Origin of the sequence: Streptomyces sp. YIM 121038 (assembly GCF_006088715.1) — a bacterium.
GTDB lineage: Bacteria > Actinomycetota > Actinomycetes > Streptomycetales > Streptomycetaceae > Streptomyces.
This window is the reverse complement of sequence record NZ_CP030771.1, coordinates 7,305,546-7,323,644: the sequence shown is the minus strand read 5'-3', so window position 1 is coordinate 7,323,644 and position 18,099 is coordinate 7,305,546. Positions and strand designations below refer to the sequence as shown.

The window sequence follows — 18,099 nt, the reverse complement described above, 5'->3', positions numbered from 1 at the left end:
GCAGGCCACACTCGATGAAAGCGCATTACTGCCTCCGGATAGGAAGTCGCCCGAATGGGAAAATGATGTTCACCGGCCACGGTTGTTCGTCACGTTAGACCGGGCACGGAATCCCTACAAGCCTTTCTGAGCGATATCGAGCCAGTGACAACGCGCCGTTTACGCGGGTGCGGAATGTCCTGCTGACGGGACGGACGGGAGTCCCCGGACGGGGGCCGCGCCCGCCTCCCGCGCCCTGACGCCCACTCAAACCCCGGGCCCCGCAGGGCCCTCGAAGTATTGACAACCCCACACCGCCCCTGCTAGAGGGGCGTCGTCCCGTCCGGCACGAACGGGGCCCCGTGGCCCGGCACGATCAGGTCCGCCACGGCCACGACCCGGCGCCGGGAGGCGCGCAGGACGTCGCGGTCCGGGGCGACGGGGTCGTCCGCCGGGCCCGCCGCGTGCCACCACAGGTCGCCGGCGAAGGCCACCACGCCGTCGGCCGTGCCCGCGAGGAGCGTGATGTCCTCGGGGCTGTGCCCCGGGGTGCGGATCAGCCGGAGCGACGGGGTGAGTTCATGGCCCTCGGCGTCCCGGTTGTGCCACTGGTCGCCCTGGTACTCCACCTTGTGGTCGTGGACCCGGGCCCGGCGGAACAGGCCCGCGTTCATGACGTTGTCGGGGTGGTGGTGGCTGAGCACCACGTCGGTGATGTCGTCGGGGCCGAGGCCGAGTTCCGCGAGCGGGCCGAGGATGTCGTCGGTGCTCGCCACCATGCCCGGGTCGAAGACGAAGTGGCGGCCCGCGTCGGCGACATGGGAGACGGTCGCGGCGACACCGGGGCCCGTGGAGCCCACGTAGCCGGTGGTCAGGATCGTGTACACGGCGCTGCGGCCGAGCGGTGCGTCTGTCATGCCTCCCATCCTTCCGAGCAGGTCAGAGGCGTGCGAGTGGCATCACTGCCTATGATCGCAGGATTCGTGCCACGTGGCACACTGCCCGCGTGCCGCCCTTCACCAACGTCGCCGCCTATGCCCCGCCCGGGGTCGGCATGCTCGCCGTCGGCGTCGTCGCCGAGGTGTTCGCCCCGCACGGGGCGGACCTGCCCGCCTTCGACTTCGCGCTCTGCGCCGACCGGCCGGGCCCCGTCACCACCGACGTCGGCGTGCCGGTCACCGTGGCGCACGGCCTGGACCGGCTCGCCGCCGCCGAGCTCCTGATCGCCCTGCCCTCGGCGGGGTTCCGCAACGCTCCCGGGCCCGCCGTGCTCGACGCGCTGCGGCGCGCCCACGAGCGCGGCGCGCTGGTCGCGGCCCACTGCGTCGGCGCGTTCGCGCTCGCGGCGGCCGGGCTGCTCGACGGCCGCCGGGCGACCACCCACTGGCGGTTCGCCGAACTCCTCGCCCGCCGCCACCCCGACGTCAGCGTGGAGCCCGACGCCCTCTACGTCGACGAGGGGCGCATCGTCACGGGCGCGGGGGCGGCCGCGGGCTTCGACATGTGTCTCCACCTGCTGCGGCGCGAGCACGGCGCGGCGCTCGCCAACACCGTCGCCCGTGACATGGTGCTGCCCTCCCACCGCGACGGCGGGCAGGCCCAGTACCTGACCGCGCCCGTCCCCGAGGACGCCCGGGACGAACGGCTCGCCGACGTCCTGGCCTGGGCCCGCGCCCACCTCCACGAGCCGCTGCCCGTCGCGGAGCTCGCCCGGCGCGCCGCGATGAGCAAGCGCTCCTTCGCCCGGCGCTTCACCGCGGCGACCGGCACCACCCCGCACGCCTGGCTGCGGAACCTGCGCCTCAGCGGCGCCGAGGAGCTCCTGGAGACCACCGACCTGCCGGTCGAGGAGGTCGCCCGCCGCGTCGGCTACGGCAGCGCCGCCGTGCTGCGCGAACAATTCGTGCGCCGCCGGGGCGTGCCGCCCCGGTCCTACCGCCGCTCCTTCACCAACGCGCCGTAGGAGCGGGCCCGCTCACTTGCGGCACAGCGCGGCGTCCACCACGGCGTCGGCCTTCGCGAAGGCGCCCCGCGAGGGCTCCCTGTTGGCGGTGACGGCGACCGTGGCGGCCCGGCCGCGGTCGGTCACACCGGGGTAGGTGTAGTAGCCGGGGATGCTCCCGCCGTGCCCCCACATCGCCCCGCCGCAGCTCAACGGGGTGCGGGTCAGGCCGAGCCCGTAGCGCACCCCCTTCACCTCGCTGAAGCCGTCGGGCACCTTGACGGTGGTGCGCATCTGGGCGAGCTGCGCGGGCTTCAGGAGCTCGCCGCCGAGCAGCGCGGAGAAGAACCGGTTCAGATCGCCCGGGGTGGAGATCAGCTGCCCCGCGGCCCAGCCCCAGGACGGGTCGATCCTCGTGACGTCCGTCAGCCGCGCCCCGGGCCTTGCCGCGTCGTAACCGCGGGCGTGCGGGCCCCGGATGCCCTCGTCGCCGACGCCGGGGAAGGAGGTGTGGCGCAGCCCGACGCGGTCGATGACCCGCTTGGTGAGCTGCTCGGCCAGCGGGCGCCCGGTGACCTTCTCGATGAGGAGACCGGCGACGACGTAGTTGGTGTTGCTGTACGCCCAGCGGTCGCCGGGCTCGAACTCCGCCTTGTGCTTCAGCGCGATGTCCAGCAGGTCGCGGGGCTCGTAGTAGGTGTGGCGGGCCTTGCCGAAGACGTCCTTGAGTATGTGGACGGTGTACTCGGGCAGTCCGCTGGTGTGCTGGAGGAGCTGACGGACCTTGATGTCCCGGCCGTCGATGCCGTCGCCGCGCAACAGGTTCGGCAGGTACGTCTCGACGGAGGCGTCCAGGTCCACCTTGCCCTCGCCGACCAGCTGGAGGACCACGGTCGCGGTGAACGTCTTGGTGTTGCTGCCCGCCCGCACCCGCCCGTCGACCGGCACCTTCCGCTGCGTGCGCACGTCCGCGACCCCGGCCGTGTAGTGGCGGGCACGCCCGTCGCGGTCGGCCGTGGCGACCAGGGCGGCGGGGAAGCGGGCGTCGCGCACCAGGCCCTCCACGTCCTTGCGCACGGAGTCCTTCCGCACGGTGTCCTCGCGTGCGGAGTCCTTGCGCACGGCGTCGCGCGGGCCCTGGGACGGCGCCCCGGACGCGGGCAGCGTGCCCACGGCGCCCAGGGCGGCGGCCAGCAGAGCCACCACCGCCACGCGCGTACGGGGTCCTGAGCGGCGGGAACGGGCGGAGACTGAACGGTCGGTCACGGTGAACTCCCTTGGGGGAAGCGGCTGGTGGGGCCGGAAACCCGGCTCGTCCATCCTGTGCACCCAAGATCAACAACACCATCCGGGCAGCCCCCGCCCTCGCCGTGGGAACCCGCTCCCTGCCTCTGGGAGACCGCTCCCCCGCGGTGGGACCCTGCTCCTGCCGACGGTGCCGCGCACGGTCAGGGCCGTCGTCCTCGATCCGAAGGGGTGGGACAGCGTGGGGAGTTCGGGAAGAACGGCCGTCGGCGCCGCCGTGCTCGCGGTCGTGGCGGCGGTCCTCACCGTGCCGTCCGGGGGCGCCGCCCGTGCGGCGCCCCCGGACGTGCTGCGGGCGGACCGGCCCGTGGCCCGGTCCTGTTTCGCGCGGCCGCTGCCGCCCGGGGCCGCGGGCGCCGACCGGCGCGAGGTGACCGCGGACGTGGCGGGGATCGTCCAGGCGCGCCTGACCCCCGGCGGGCGGCCCGCGGGCGACTGGGACCTGGCCGTGTTCGACCGGGACACGGGCAGGGTCGTCGCCGCGTCGGCGGCCCCGCGCTCCCGCGAGCTGGCCGAGGGCTTCGTCGAGCGCGGACAGCGGCTCGTGGTGCAGGGCTGCCGCTACGGCGGCCCCGCACGCGAGGTGCGGCTCGGGCTCGACTTCCTGGCCACGCCGCCGGGGACGCCCGCGGCCCGGCGGCCGGTGCCGCCGCTCGACGGCGACCGCGCCGGGCCGACCGCCGCGGCCCCGCCCCGGCTCGTCCGCGTCCGCACGCCCGGCCGGGCCGACCGCGAGCGCCTCGCCCGGCTCGGCCTCGACGTCACCGGCGGCGGCGACGCGCACGGCCTGGACGTCGTGCTCGCCGACGCCGCCGACCGGGCCGCGCTGACCCGCGCGGGCCTGACCTGGCGGACCGTCCGGCGCGACCTCACCCGGCAGGCGACTGCGGACGCCCGCGCGGACCGGGCGTACGCGGCGCGCACCGCGCGCTCCCCGCTGCCCTCCGGCCGCACCGGCTACCGCCACCTGTACGACTACGAGTTCGAGATGAAGGAGCTGGCCCGCGCCCACCCGCGCCTCGTCAGGGCGTTCACGCTGCCCGAGCCGACGTGGGAGGGCCGGGACGTCGTCGGCGTCGAGATCGGCGCGGACGTGCGCCACGGCGACGGCAAGCCCGTGAACCTCACCCTGGGCGTGCACCACGCCCGCGAGTGGCCGAGCGGGGAGGTCGCCCTGGAGTGGGCGTACGACCTGGTCGGCGGCTACCGGCACGACGCGTCCGTGCGGCGGCTCGTCGCGCGCACGCGCAGCGTCGTCGTGCCCGTCGTCAGCCCCGACGGCTTCGCCGTCTCCCGCGAGGCCGCGCCCCGGGGCGACCAGTCCCGCTTCGACTACGAGACCAAGCGCAAGAACTGCAGCGTGCGGGACTCGCCGCCCGAGTACGCGACCGGCACGTGCGCCGCCAACCCGGCGGGCCGCGCGCGGGGCACCGACCCCAACCGCAACTACGGCGGCTTCTGGGGCGGCCCCGGCGCCGGGCTCACCTGGAACGGCGACACCTACCGAGGGCCCGCGCCCTTCAGCGAGCCCGAGGTGCGCAACGTCCGCGCCCTGGTGTCCGCGCGCCAGGTGACGAACCTGACCACGCTGCACACCCCGGCCGCCCTCGTGCTGCGCCCGCCCGGCCTCGTCTCCACCCGGCCGCCGCTCGACGAGCCCGCGTACCGCAGGCTCGGCGCCGCCCTCGCCGCCCGCACCGGCTATCCGTCCCGGGCGAGCTGGGAGCTGTACGACAACACCGGCTCCACCGAGGACTGGTCGTACTGGGCGACCGGCGGCTGGGGCCTCACCGTCGAGCTGGCGGGCAGCGGCTTCCACGGCCCCTACGCCGAGGCCGTGGTCGCCGAGTACGCGGGCCTGCCCCCGGCGGCGGGGGCGGGCAGGGGCGGCAACCGCGGGGCGCTGCTCGCCGTCCTCGCGCACGCCGCGGACCCGGCCACGCACGCGACCCTGACCGGCCGGGCGCCCGCGGGTCACCGCCTGACGCTGCACAAGACGTTCCGGACGCCGACCTCGCCCGTCCTCCAGCCGGACGGTTCGACGACGCCGCCGCTGTCCGTGCGGGACGACCTCACCACCGAACTCACCGCGCCGGGCGGCCGGTTCCGGTGGGAGGTGAACCCCTCGACGCGGCCGTACGTCGCCGGACGGTACGGGCGCGACCCGCAGGGGCCGCCGCAGGACGCCATCGCCGTCGCCAACCCGCCGGGCGTGCCCGCGGTCAACGAGCGCTACCCGGACGACCCGGCGGCGGAGAGCTTCACGTTCCGCGTCGCCGGGCCGCCCGCGGCGGACAACGGCAGGATGACCGTCGGCGTGTCCTGGACGTCGCCGCGCACGCACTGGGACCTGTATCTGTACGACGCCTCCGGCAGGCCCGTCGCCTCGGACACCAGCGGCGAGACGTCCGCCCGCGCCGTCCTCCTGGACCCGCCGCCCGGTGAGTACCGCGCGGTCCTCGTCAACTACGCGCAGGCCGACCCGGGCGCTGTCGACGACTGGAGCGGGCGCGTCGACTTCGCCGCGCCGCTCCCGGCCACGTACGGCGAGAAGGAGGCGTACCAGCTCACCTGCGCGACGCCGCGGGGGCGGGTCGTCGGGCTCACCGAGGTCTACGCCGAGCGCGGCGAGAGCATCGACGTCGGGGACGTCTGCGACGTGACGGCGGTGAGGAGCAGGAGCAGCGCGCCGAAGGCCAGATAGGGCACCTCGTCCGGGAACCGTTCGAGGAGCAGGCCCGCGAGCGCGGAGCCGAGCGGCGGCGCCGCGAGCAGGAGCAGCGCGACGCCGCCGTGCACCCGCCCCTGGAGCGTGTCGGGGGTGCGGACGACCTGGGCGTACGTCATGACCGAGCCCGAGAGCGAGACGGCGGCCGCGCAGGCGGCGAGCAGCGGGGCGAGGGCGGCGGGCGCGGCGCTCACCGCCATCAGCGGCACCACGAGGGAGCACACCGCCCCGCACGCCAGGAGCACGGTCCGGTACGGCACCCGGTCGACGAGGCGCGGCGCGAGCAGGGCCCCGACGAGCGCCCCCGCGGCCCAGAAGTCGTACAGCAGGCCGATGGTGAGGCTGGACGTGCCGTGCCGGCCGCTGACCACGACGACGGTGAGGGCGACGCCGTCGACGGCGAAGTTCTGCGCGGAGGCGATCAGGGTGAGCCGGCGGAGGACCCGGTCGCGCCAGAGGAAGCGGACGCCTTCGGCGAACGCCCGCCACCAGCGCGGCCCGGCCCGCTCCACGGCGTCGAGCGGGGTGCGCAGGGCGTGCACGGTGGCCGCGGAGACCAGGAAGGAGAGCGCGTTGAGCCAGTACGGCAGGCTCGGGTCGAGGGCGAACAGGGCGCCGCCCGCGAGCGGCCCGAGGAGCCCGGCGAGCTGGCCGCGGACGCGGTTGAGGGTGAGCGCGGCGGCGAGTCTGCTCGGGGGCACGACCTTCCGCACGGAGGCGAGCCCGGCCGTGCTGAACGGCGCGGTGAGCAGGCCGAGCAGCACCCCGGCGCCCAGGAGCACCGGCAGCGGGGCGCGGCCGAGGGCGACGGCGGCGGCGAAGGCGGCGCTGACGGCGACGCGGCCGTACTCGCACCACAGCATGACCGCACGCCGGTCGTAGCGGTCGGTGAGGGGGCCCGCCGCCAGGCACGCCACGGCGACGGCGCCGGTCCACACCGCCTCGACCAGGCCGACCCGCAGCGGCGAGCCGGTCTCGGCGAGGACGAGCAGCGGCAGGGTGAGGGCGGCGGCGCCGGAGCCGAGGACGGACAGGCCCTGCCCCCACAGCAGCAGCTGGAAGTCGCGGTTGCGCAGCAGCCGGTGGGGCGCGGCGGGCGGGCTCTCGGCGGCGGTCACGGGCGGCCGGGGGCCGGGGCCAGGAACGGCAGGGCGTCCGGCGCCGCACCGGTGCGCGCGGCGTGCACGGCGAGCAGCGCGCCCGCCGTGCCGGTGGCGAGGTCCATCGACAGGCGCAGGCGGCCGTCGAGGGCGAAGGCGGGGCGGCCCCGGAAGCGCACCGCGTGCAGGGCGAGCGCGTCGAGGTGCGCCTCGGTGGGCGCGCCCAGGTGGGCGCAGGCGTACAGGACGCCCGCCTGGCCGGTCAACAGGCCGCCGTCCAGCAGGAGTTCGGTGTCCAGGCCGTCGCGGATCCGGTCGCGGACCCCCGCCAGGTGGGGGTCGTGGCGGACCCGCAGATACGCGTCGAGGGCGAGGCCGATGCCCGCGCTGCCGCGTTCGAGGCCGGTCACCCAGTGCGGGCCGCTCCTGAGCTGGAGGCGGGGCCCGCGCGGCACGCCGAGGCGGCCGGCGTCCCGCGCGAGGGCCGTCTCGGCGTGCCGCAGCCAGGAGGGGTCGCCCGTGGCCTCGTACAGGCGGGTGAAGAGCAGGGCGGGGCCCGACCAGCCGTGCATCAGGCCTCTCGCGCCGGGGTCGGCGCCGAGGCGGTGGACCAGCTCCCGGCCGATCGCCGTGGCGCCCCCGGCCCCGCGTGTCCGTGCGCCGAGGACGGGTGCGTCCGCGCCGAAGCGCAGCAGGGTGAGCCCGATGCCCGCGAGCCCGCCGAAGAGGCCGGGGCCGCACCGGTGCGGCTCGACGCCCCTCAGCCCTTCGAGGACCGCCAGCGCCTCGTCGCGCAGGCCGAGTTCGTCGAGGACGCACGCGACGCCGGCCACCCCGTCGTACAGGCCGGGGCGCGGCCACCGGGCGCGGCGGGCGGCCGCGACCAGCCAGTCGGTGTGCTCCGCGAAGGCCGGGTGGTCGTCGCGGCCGGTGACGCGCAGCGCGTGCAGCACCCCGGCGGCCCCGAACGCGAGCGCGGCGCCCTGGTGCTCCAACTGCCGTACGTCGCCGGGGAAGAGCCGGTCCTCGCGATCGGGTGTCGCGCTGTCGACGATCGCGTCGCGCATCCCGTCGAGGAGGGCGTCCCAGTCCCGCGGGGCCTGCGGCCAGGCGGGGCGGGGCGCGTCCTCCTGCGCCGGGGGTGCGAGCGCGCGGCGCAGCGAGGGGCCGAAGTCGGCGGGCACCGGGAAGCGGCGCTCGACCGCCGCGACGAGCTGCTCGTGCTTGGCGGGCTCGCCGGGCGCGAACCGCAGCAGTTCGGTGAGCGGCAGGTACAGCGCGAGCCGGACGCAGGCGAGGGCGTGGTCGTCGGCGGCGAACCCGGAGCGCGCCCAGGGGGCGCTGAACCCCTCGGTGGCCAGGGCCGGGCGCACGGCGTCGCCGATGTGCCGGGCGGTCTCGAAGTCGACGAGGCAGACGGAGCCGTCGGGGCGGACCATGATGTTGCCGGGCTTCAGGTCGCCGAAGACGATGCCGCGCGCGTGCAGCGCGGCCAGGGCCCGCTCGACGCGCGTGTACGTGATGTCGGCCCAGGCGGCGTAGGCGGCGCGCTCGTCCGCGGTGGGGGCGGGCCGCAGCAGCGGGTGGCGGCGGCCGATCGCCTCGTGCAGGGGCTCGCCCTCGATGAACTCCTGCACCAGGAAGTGGTGTTCCCAGTGGCGGACGCGGCCGTACGTCTTCGGGGCGCAGGGCAGGTCGTCGAGGCGTTCCAGCATGGCGTGCTCGCGGGCGAGGCGGGTCACCGCGTCGGTGCCGTCCAGGTCGAGCCCGGCGTGCGGGCGGGCCTCGCGCAGGACCACCGTGCGGCCCGTCGCCGACTCCACGGCGCGGTAGACCCCGCCGCCGTTGCTGAACAGGAGCACCTTCTCCACGCGGTACGGGAAGGCGCCGGTGCGCTCCGCCCGCGCGGCGTCGATCTGCGCCCGCACGAACGCGGGGACCTCCGCCCACGGGGGCACCTTGAACGAGGCGCCGCGCGTGTCCGGCACGAGGACGCCGTCGGGCCGGGCCACGGCCGCCACGTACGCGCCCTCGGGCGAGAAGCAGTAGCGCTCCTCGAAGCCGCCGTAGCGCAGGTACAGCGGGCCGGGTCCCCAGCGCAGGTCGTTGAGGACGTAGGGGCCCTCGACGCCGTGCAGGAGCGCCGAGAGCTCCTTGAGGGCGAGTTCCAGGACGGTGTCGGTCGCGGGGTAGAGGGTGGCGAGCTTGCCGCCGGCGGAGCGGGCGGCGGGCTTGCCGTTGACCTGCTTCAGGATCGCCGTGCCGCGCAGGAACTTGAAGGCGATGCCGTGGGCGAGACAGTAGTCGGCGACGGTGTCGACGACGCGCTCGGCGTCCGCCGGGGTCGCCGACGCGTGCACCTTCCAGCCCTGCCGGGGCAGCCGGGTGCCGACGGCCCGGAGGTTGACCCAGGGGCCCTGCTCGGCGCGCTCCCAGCCGTCCGGAGCGGGGGCGCGGGTGCGGGCGAACCACGTCGCCTCGTCGTCGAAGTGTTCGAGGCCGTCGGCGAACAGCGGGGCGGCGCCGGGATGGCTCATGGCTCGGGTCCTTCCGTGCGGGGCCGGAGTCGAGCGGCGGCGGCCAGGGCGTCACCGCCGGCCGCTCGACCCTCTCAGGAGCGCCGTGACGCTCAGAGGAACGCGAAGCCGCTCTGGCTGCTGCCGGAATTGCAGGGCCACAGCGACAGGGTCTCCTCCTCAAGCTCCTGGAGTTCGAGGATGTCGGTCATGGGGTTCACCTCCTCTCGTACGTCCGGTCGTGCGGGCCGGCCACGGCTGGAGGTGCGGCAGGACAAGGGCCCCTTCGAAGGCCGCGGCCAGGGCGAGCAGGACACCGGCGGAGCCGGTGGCCAAGTCCATGGAGAGCCGGGGCATCCGCAGCCCCGGGAAGGCGAGCGCGCCCTGCCAGGTGCGGGCGTGCCAGGAGAGCAGGCGGATCTGGGTCTCCAGGGAGGTCCGGTGCGCCGCGGCGTCGTCGTGCGCCGGGGCCCCGTGGTGGGCCGCCGCGAGCGTGGCGATCGCGCCCGCCCGGCCTCTGAGCAGCCCGGGGAACCGTACGTAGACGGTGCCGCAGGTGCGGTGGACGCCGCGCAGGAGCGCCGCCCGGGTGTCGTCGGGGCGGTGGCGCAGCAGATACGGGAGCACGGCCGCGAGGCCCCAGCTGCCGCCGTGCAGATAGGGCAGCATCGTGGTGGCGTGCCGCAGCTGGACGCCGCCGTCGGGCGCGGTCACGCACCGGGCGAGGTCGTGCGCCAGGTGCCCCTCGGCCAGGTCGAGGTGGCGGGCGTCGCCGGTGTGCTCGTGCAGGCGGCAGAAGAGCGCGGCGACGCCGGTCGGGCCGTGCAGCAGGCCGACGGGCTCGTACCGGTCGGGCCGGGCGGGCGGCCGGGGAGCGGGCGCCTCGGCGGCGAGCGTCTCCGCGAGGCGCAGGGCCTCGTCCTCGAAGCGCCGCTCGCCGGTGACGGCGGCGAAGTGCAGCAGGTTCAGGGCGGCGCCCGCGCGCCCGCCGTACAGGTCGGGCCCCGGCGGGGTCACGCACCGCTCGAGGACGGCGAGCGCCTCGTCGCGGTGGCCGAGCAGGTCCAGGGTGTACGCCACGCCGTGCAGCCCGTCGTACAGGCCGGGCGGCGGGTCGGTGACGGCGCGCGCGGCGTCGGTCAGCCAGCGCGCGAAGCGGCCGGGGACCTCGGCGCCCGCCCGGTGCAGGGCGTAGAGCACCCCGGCCGCGCCGTACCCGAACGCGGCGCCGCCGAGCGCCCGGGGTCCGGTGGGCGTGCCCGGGAAGAGCCGGTCGGCGCGCTCGGGCGTGGCCGAGCGGTGGATGCCGCGGACCAGCGCGTCCCGGACGCGGGGCCAGTCGAGCGGCTCGGCGGCGAACAACTCGCCCGCCGTGTCGGGCCGTTGCGGCCGCCCCTGGGGCAGGAGTCCGGCGAGGATCCGCTCGCCCTGGCCGGGCGGCAGCGGATAGTGCCGGGCCAGGGCGGCCACCACGGTGGGGACCTTGACCGGGTCGTCGAGGTCGACGGGCAGCAGCAGCGCCACGCGCACGCGGTTCAGCAGATACGCGTGCGCCTGTGCGGCGGTGAGTCCCGGGGGCACGGTGTGGCCGGGGTCGCCGTGCGCGGGCGGCCGGTCGTCGTCGAGGGCGGTGGCGGAGGCGAGGTCGACCAGGACGACCTCGCCGCTCGGGCGCAGGATAACGTTGCGGGGCTTCAACTCGCCTAGGCGCAGGCCCCGTTCGCGAAGGGCGTCGAGGGCGCGGGCCAGGTGCTCCAGGACGCCGTGGGCCCAGCGGGCGTAGCCGGGCGCTTCGCGGCGCGCGTACTCCTCGACGCCCAGGGGCAGTTGGAGGCTCTCGGCGAACAGGTTGGTGCCCTCGATGTACTCCCGTTCGAGGAAGTGGTGCCCCTGGGCGGTGCGGTAGCACCCCGGCACCGGGACGCAGTCGAGGCCCGCGAGGTGTTCCAGGTTCTCGTGTTCGCGGGCGAGGCGGGTGACGGCGTCGGCCCCGTCGCGGTCGAGCCCGGCGCCTGGGCGGGCCTCCTTGAGGACGACGGTGCGGCCCTCGCCGGGGCCGGTGCGGGCGAGGTAGGTGCCGCCGCCGCAGCCGAGCCGCAGGGCGCTGCGCACCCGGTACGGGAAGTCGCCGGCGGGCGTGGCGTGCTGCGCGGCGAGGTCGTCGGCGAGGATCCGGGGCAGCGGCCGGTCCTGGGGCGGCGCGAAGACGGCGGTGCCGGGCCGCGCCGGTCCTTCGTACGCGGCGTGGCGCACGTGCAGCGGCCCCTCGCGGTGGGTGAGGGCGCCGAGCACGCGGGGCCCGGACAGGCCGTGCAGCAGGGCGGCGAGGTCGGTGAGCGTGCCGGTGAGGACGGCGTCGTCGACGGCGTAGAGGGTGATGAGCCTGCCGCAGCCGAAGCGGTCGGCGCTGTCGCCGTTGACCTCGCGGGCGGTGGTGGTGCCGCGCACGAAGTCGAAGGGGACGCCGCGCTCCACGCAGTGGCCCCAGACGATCTCGACGGCCTTCTCCAGGTCGGCGAGGCCGACGGAGACGTGGACGAGCCAGCCCTCGGCGGGCAGCGTCAGACGTGCGGGCCGCAGCTGGATCCACCAGTCCGACGTGGTCCGGCGCCAGCCGGGCGGCGCGTCGAGGCGGGCGGCCGCGAACCGGTCGGCGTCGTCGGCGAGCAGCTCGGGGCGTTCGAAGAAGTCGGGGTCGGCGAGGCAGAAGCGGTGGAAGTCCTCCGGCGTCATCATCGGCGGCGACGTCCACGGCGGCGGGGGCGGCGGGGCGGGCGCCGCCGCCCCGGACGCCTGCGCGCTCACGAGGGCCTGGCCGTGAGGGCGACCGGCACCGGCGCCTTGCGCTTCTCCAGGCGCTCGCGGTCCGCGTCCGAGGCGAACCGGTCGTTGAGCAGCCGCACCGCGCGGGCCCACTCGCGCACGGTGCGCACCGGCTCCAGGACGCCGAGGACGTCCGGGTCGGCCCAGCGCTCCTTGGCGCGGGCCCAGACCGCGTGCGGGTCGTCGTGCAGGAGGTTGCCGACGGAGCCCTCGTACACGGGCATCCAGCGCACCTCGCCGTCGGGCTCGACCTGCATCACGTGGGAGCCGTCGCGCGGCAGGCGCGGGTCGGGCGGCATGACGAGGCCGAGGTTGTCGGTGGTGAAGACGCGGATGTCCGGGCCCGCGATGTCCTGGAGACGTCGGCGGAATTCCGCGGAGACCAGGTGTTCCAGCTGCTCGTCGAACAGCAGTTCCGTCTCGCCGAATTCCACTCCGCTGCCGAGTCCGGCGGGCGCGGCGGCGTTGAAGGTGATGCTGCCAAGACGCGGGAAGCGCCGCGCCATGAGGCGTACGAAATCCTCCAGCTCACCTATGTTGCTGCGCAGGACCACGTATTCGGAAGTGAAATTCAGCGGTCCGAGCCCGGCGGCGGCGCGGCGCGCGGCCGCCGCGTCGAGATGGCCGAGTGCCGTCAGGGCGCGGTCGAAGGATCCGGCGCGCCCGCGCACCCGGTCGTGCGTCGCCGCGTGGGCCCCGTCGACGCTGACCGTGATCTGGCTGAACACCTCGGCGAGCCGGTCGGGCAGGCCCTCGTCGAACAGCCAGCCGCTGGTGTACAGGCAGGTGGAGACGGACGCGGCGGTGAGCTTCCCGGCGATGTCCAGGAGGTTCTTGATGAGCAGCGGCTCGCCGCCGGCGAGGGACACCACGCGGGGCTTGAGGGCGAGGAACGCGTCGGCGACGCGCAGGCCGTCCGCGGCCGAGCGCAGGTGCCGCGCGGGCCTTCGGCCGGATTCGGAATAGCAGTGCACACAGCGCAGCGGACACGCGTACGTGATGTCCCAGATGATGATCTCCGGGCCTTCGGCACCGTCCATGGATTCCCCCAGATTCGTTCCGCAGGCGTTCGTCCGGCGTCCGGCGGCGGCTCGCCCGCGGCGTCCTCTCCCGAATGCGGCCGGTAATTCCCCGGCCTTCGGGTGACCTCACCATGACGAATGCGGCGGGGGCCGCGCTACGGGAGTTCCACTCACCGGAACATCCGCGCGGCCCCCGCGTACGGGAGCGGGAATTCAGTACAGGAGCATGGCCGAGCGGGCCGCCGCCTCGCGCGGCGGCATCCGGGTCAGCCTGCTCTCGATGGCCGCGGACGCGGCGGCCGTCTCGGCCGCGACCTGGGCGAGCTGCTGGCGCGCGGGCACCACGGCGGCGAGGGCCGCGACGGTGTGCCCGTCCGGCGCCCGCACGGGCACGGCGACGCAGGACACGCCCTCCTGGACCTCCTCGCGCTCCAGGAGCGGGCCGCGCGGGCCGTCGGTGAAGACCCGCCCGGCGGCCGTGTCCAGCGGGAAGCTCATGCCGTTGCGCACCGGCACCAGGCCCTCGACGCGGCCGGGCACCGAGGCCACGGTCAGGGCGAGCTCGTCGCGCAGCACGGTGAGCACGACGCTGGCGCCGGTGGCGGCGCGGAGCCGGTGCAGCGGGATGCGGGACGCGGCGCGCAGCCCCGGGTAGGGCTGCCAGGCCTGGCCGAGCCGGAAGAGCTGCGGCCCGACGGCGTAGCGGTTGCCTCTGCGCTCCACGGCGCCGAGCAGGCCGAGCTGGTCGAGGAGGCGGTGCGCGCTGCCCTTGGGCAGGGCGCAGGCGAGGGCGAGTTCGGTGAGGCCGGCCTCACCGCCGCGGCGACGCAACGCGTCGAGCAGGGCGAAGGCTCCCACGAGCACCCCCCTGCCCTGCTGAAGGGATGCTCCTTGGTCGTGCGGTGGCGCCGCCTCCCCGTCGGGCCTGCATTCCCTGCGCAGTTCCTGCCGGAGCTCCTGGCGGGGCGCCCCCCGTTTCGACGGGCCCCGCCCGCGTGCGGGCATGGCTGATGACAGTCCTGTCCCTGGCATGGTCGTTCCCCCGTTTCGCACACCCGTGGCCCCCTGGCGAGGTCGCGGGCAACTGGCCATGCTGCGGTGCGACGCGGCCGTGCCGCCAGATGAGATTGCGCCGACTACCGGCCATCCACGACAGGCCCAGGCGCCCCTGCCGTCCCACCCTTCACAGCTGCGACCGGGTGCGGGCCGGTGGCGCGTCCCGACGGCGCGGGGCGCGTACGGTGGGCGTGCGGTGCGAACGTCCCGCTCATCGGGCTCCCGAGGCGCTATGAACGGGACGTATACACGGCATGTATAGTGCGCGCATGCGTCCGATAGTTATGCCGACCAGCAAGATGACGAAGACAGGGAAGAAGTTGCTTCCGCGCACCAGGTTCGGCGGTGCCGCGCTCGTCGCCGGCCTGGCCGCCACTCTCGCCCTCACCGGCTGCACCAAGCTCGACACGGTCTCCCCGAGCACCGTCCGCAAGGGCGCTGCGGACGCGAAGGGCAAAGACCGGGGGGCGTTCGGCACCGTGGACTGCCGCAAGGCCAAGTGCATCGCGCTGACCTTCGACGCGGGCCCCAGCGAGAACACCCCGCGGCTGCTGAAGATCCTCAAGAAGGAGAAGGTCCCCGCGACCTTCTTCACGCTCGGCAAGAACCACATCGAGAAGTACCCCGAGCTGGTCAAGCAGATGGACGCCGAGGGCCACGAGGTCGCGAGCCACACCTGGTCGCACAAGATCCTCACCAAGATCAAGCCCGCGGAGGCGCGGGCCGAGCTGGAGCGCCCGAACAAGGCGATCGAGAAGCTCATCGGCAAGAAGCCGACGCTGATGCGGCCCCCGCAGGGCCGCACGAACGACACCGTCAACAAGCTCTCCCGCGAGCTCGGCCTGGCCGAGATCCTCTGGACGGTGACGGCGAAGGACTACACGACCGAGGACTCCGCGCTGATCGAGAAGCGGGTGCTCGAACAGTCCGGCCGCGACGGCATCATCCTGCTGCACGACATCTACAAGGGCACGGTGCCCGCGGTGCCCGGCATCATCGCCGAGCTGAAGAAGCGCGGCTACGTCTTCGTCACCGTGCCCCAGCTCCTCGCGCCGGGCAAGGCCGAGCCGGGCAAGGTCTACCGCTGACGGTCCGCCTCACCAGGTGAGGTGCAGGGCCTCCGGGGCGCGGTGGATGAGCGAGGGCCGCATCGTGACCTCGGGCGCGTCGGCGGCGATCCGCAGACCGGGGAAGCGGCGCGTGAACAGCTCCAGGGTCAGCCGCATCTGCTCCCGGGCGAGCAGGGCCCCGGGGCAGGCGTGGGCGCCGAGGCCGAAGGCCACGTGCCGGGCGGCGGCGGGCCGGGTGATGTCGAAGACGTCGGGGCGGGGATAGCGCGCGTCGTCGCGCCCGGCCGCGCCGAACGCGACCAGGAGCTCGGCGCCCGCGGGCAGCTCGGTGCCCGCGAGCGTCGCGGGCCGCGTGGTGACGCGCCGGAACGCCTGCAGCGCGGTGTCGAAGCGGGCCGTCTCCTCGATGGCGGCCGGGATCATCCGCTCCGGCTCCTCGCACACCATCCGCCACTGGTCGGGGTTGCTCAACAGGTGCAGGAACGCCGTGCCGATGAGGGCGGTCGTGGTCAGGTGCCCGGCGAGCAGGAAGTTGTTCAGATGGGCGACGAGCTCGGTGCGCTGGGCGAGCGTGAGCAGCCCCGGCTCGCCCTCCTCCGCGTCGTCGGCCGTGGCCAGCGAGGTGACCAGCTCGCTGGTCAGGTCGTCGCGCGGCGCGGCGTACCGGTCGCACACATAGCCGTCGAGCAGCCGCTTCACCGCGACCATGTCGTGCACCGCCGCCAGCTGCTCCTCCTCGCCGAGGGGCCGGAACAGCAGGGCCTCGGTGCGGTGCCCGGCCCGCACCACGAGCGGCACGTCGGCCGGGTCGAGGCCGAGCACGTGGCCGACCACCTGGCCCGGCAAGCGCATGGCGTACGCCTCCATCAGCTCCACGCGCCCCTTGTCCGCGAACGCGTCGACGAGGGCCTCGGCGCACTCGACCGCGAAGGGCAGCGCCGCGGCCACCCGGGCCGGACCGAGACCGCGCACGATCGGCGCGCGCAGCCGCTGGTGGGCGAGGCCGTCCGAGGTGACCACCACGCCGCCGCGAGAGCTGAAGCCCTCGCCGTCGGCGAGGACCGCGAGCGCCGCCGGGGAGGGCCTGGCGCTTCCGCGGACCGCGTTCGCCGACGAGAACACGTCGGGCCGCCGCAGCACCTCCCGCACGTCGGCGTCCCGCGCCACCAGCCAGGCGCCGAACTCGGGGACGTAGGTGAGCCCCTTCGCACCCCGGGCGCGCGCGTACAGCGGATACGGATCGCGCGTCAACTCAGCTGCTCGGGCGTGCTGTTGGGGATCCATGTCTCCATGGTGGCCCCCCGCACCGGCCTTCGAAACCCACCGGAGCGGCACGGGCGCGGCGAAGGGCGCGCGGGGCCGTGGCTCACGCCACCGAGGTGATGCCGCGGGGCGGCGGAGCGTCGTGGTGGATGGGGGTGTGGGCGCCCGTCAGGGAGCGGCCGCCGCCGCCCCTGCGGTTCGCCACGACCTCCGCCGCGATGGAGAGCGCGGTCTCCTCGGGCGTCCGCGCCCCGAGGTCGAGGCCGATCGGGGAGCGGAGCCGGGCCAGCTCCAGCTCCGTGACGCCGACCTCGCGCAGCCGCGCCTCGCGGTCCAGGTGGGTGCGGCGCGAGCCCATCGCGCCGACGTAGGCGACCGGGAGGCGCAGCGCGAGACGGAGCAGCGGCACGTCGAACTTGGCGTCGTGGGTGAGCACGCACAGCACGGTGCGGCCGTCGACCTCGGTGTCCGCGAGGTACTCGTGCGGCCAGCGCACCACGATCTCGTCGGCATCGGGAAAGCGGACGCGGGTCGCGAAGACGGGGCGCGCGTCGCACACGGTCACGTGGTAGCCGAGGAACTTGCCGACCCGTACGAGCGCCGAGGCGAAGTCGATCGCACCGAAGACGATCATCCGGGGCGGCGGCACGGACGACTCGACCAGGACGGTGAGCGGCTGCCCGCAGCGGGAGCCGTCGGCGCCGATCTCCACGGTGCCCGTGCGCCCGGCGTCGAGCAGGGCGCGGGCCTCCCCCGCCACCGTCCGGTCCAGCTCGGGGTGGCCCCCGAGGCCGCCCTCGTGGGCGCGGGCCCCGTCGTCGCCGCGCACCAGCAGCGCGCGGCCGAGCAGCTCGTCGGGGCCCGCGGTGATCCGTGCCAGCGCCGCCGCCCCGCCCCGGGCGGCGGCACCGAGCGCGGCGGCGAACACCGGCCGCGCGGGAGCGTCCGCCCGGACCGGTGTGATCAGGATGTCGATGACGCCGCCGCAGGTCAGGCCCACGGCGAAGGCGTCTTCGTCGCTGTAGCCGAAGCGCTCGACGACGGTCTCGCCGTCCTCCAGGGCCTGCTGGCACAGCGCGTAGACGGCGCCCTCGACACAGCCGCCGGAGACCGAGCCGATCGCCGTGCCGTCACGGTCGACGGCGAGCGCGGCGCCGGGCTGCCGGGGCGCGCTGCCGCCGGTCGCCACCACGGTGGCCACCGCGAAGTCACGCCCCTGCTCGACCCACCGGTGCAGCTCCTCGGCGATGTCCAGCATGTCGGTCTCCTTGGGGGTTCGCATACGTCGAGCCGGT

General features: G+C 75.5%; 12 protein-coding genes. 3 read left to right on the top strand and 9 right to left on the bottom strand.

Annotation, left to right across the window (positions count from 1 at the left end):
* Window positions 1-302 precede the first annotated feature (302 nt).
* On the bottom strand, window positions 303-896 hold the full coding sequence (locus C9F11_RS31475) for an MBL fold metallo-hydrolase (RefSeq protein WP_138962430.1): 594 nt from the start codon (window positions 894-896) through the stop codon (window positions 303-305).
* A 137-nt stretch (window positions 897-1,033) separates the two neighbouring features.
* Here C9F11_RS31475 and C9F11_RS31470 point away from each other — a divergent pair, with 137 nt between their 5' ends.
* Window positions 1,034-1,942 (top strand): helix-turn-helix domain-containing protein, encoded by a 909-nt coding sequence (locus C9F11_RS31470; RefSeq protein ID WP_138967224.1) that lies wholly within the window; start codon window positions 1,034-1,036, stop codon window positions 1,940-1,942.
* A 12-nt stretch (window positions 1,943-1,954) separates the two neighbouring features.
* On the opposite strand, the gene C9F11_RS31465 is transcribed toward C9F11_RS31470, so the two are convergent.
* Window positions 1,955-3,187: a serine hydrolase domain-containing protein gene (locus C9F11_RS31465; RefSeq protein ID WP_249401948.1), complete on the bottom strand. Its 1,233-nt coding sequence runs from the start codon at window positions 3,185-3,187 to the stop codon at window positions 1,955-1,957.
* 220 nt (window positions 3,188-3,407) lie between these two features.
* On the opposite strand from C9F11_RS31465, the gene C9F11_RS31460 reads away from it, so the two are divergent.
* Complete coding sequence (locus C9F11_RS31460) at window positions 3,408-5,930, top strand: M14 family zinc carboxypeptidase (protein ID WP_138962428.1); 2,523 nt, start codon at window positions 3,408-3,410, stop codon at window positions 5,928-5,930.
* On the opposite strand, the gene C9F11_RS47575 is transcribed toward C9F11_RS31460, so the two are convergent.
* The 5 genes from C9F11_RS47575 to C9F11_RS31435 all read right to left on the bottom strand — a co-directional run bounded on the left by C9F11_RS47575 (window position 5,840) and on the right by C9F11_RS31435 (window position 14,273).
* Window positions 5,840-7,072 (bottom strand): MFS transporter, encoded by a 1,233-nt coding sequence (locus C9F11_RS47575; RefSeq protein ID WP_171075887.1) that lies wholly within the window; start codon window positions 7,070-7,072, stop codon window positions 5,840-5,842. The two genes, C9F11_RS31460 and C9F11_RS47575, sit on opposite strands and share 91 nt — an antisense overlap.
* Window positions 7,069-9,591, bottom strand: a complete 2,523-nt coding sequence (gene lanKC / locus C9F11_RS31450; protein WP_138962427.1) for a class III lanthionine synthetase LanKC — start codon at window positions 9,589-9,591, stop codon at window positions 7,069-7,071. The genes C9F11_RS47575 and lanKC (C9F11_RS31450) overlap by 4 nt, the downstream gene beginning before the upstream one ends.
* A gap of 159 nt (window positions 9,592-9,750) precedes the next feature.
* Window positions 9,751-12,375 (bottom strand): class III lanthionine synthetase LanKC, encoded by a 2,625-nt coding sequence (gene lanKC / locus C9F11_RS47570; RefSeq protein ID WP_171075886.1) that lies wholly within the window; start codon window positions 12,373-12,375, stop codon window positions 9,751-9,753.
* Window positions 12,372-13,433 (bottom strand): radical SAM protein, encoded by a 1,062-nt coding sequence (locus tag C9F11_RS31440; protein WP_138962426.1) that lies wholly within the window; start codon window positions 13,431-13,433, stop codon window positions 12,372-12,374. Before C9F11_RS31440 ends, lanKC (C9F11_RS47570) begins: the two co-directional genes overlap by 4 nt.
* A 195-nt stretch (window positions 13,434-13,628) precedes the next feature.
* Complete coding sequence (locus tag C9F11_RS31435; RefSeq protein ID WP_249401947.1) at window positions 13,629-14,273, bottom strand: helix-turn-helix domain-containing protein; 645 nt, start codon at window positions 14,271-14,273, stop codon at window positions 13,629-13,631.
* A 497-nt stretch (window positions 14,274-14,770) separates the two neighbouring features.
* On the opposite strand from C9F11_RS31435, the gene C9F11_RS31430 reads away from it, so the two are divergent.
* A complete protein-coding gene (locus C9F11_RS31430) occupies window positions 14,771-15,559 on the top strand; it encodes a polysaccharide deacetylase family protein (protein ID WP_138967219.1) in 789 nt (262 codons plus the stop codon).
* Between the two features lie 9 nt (window positions 15,560-15,568).
* Here C9F11_RS31430 and C9F11_RS31425 read toward each other — a convergent pair whose 3' ends face one another.
* A complete protein-coding gene (locus C9F11_RS31425; RefSeq protein ID WP_138962424.1) occupies window positions 15,569-16,825 on the bottom strand; it encodes a cytochrome P450 in 1,257 nt (418 codons plus the stop codon).
* An 82-nt stretch (window positions 16,826-16,907) separates the two neighbouring features.
* Window positions 16,908-18,062: an XdhC/CoxI family protein gene (locus C9F11_RS31420; protein ID WP_138962423.1), complete on the bottom strand. Its 1,155-nt coding sequence runs from the start codon at window positions 18,060-18,062 to the stop codon at window positions 16,908-16,910.
* Between the last annotated feature and the right edge of the window lie 37 nt (window positions 18,063-18,099).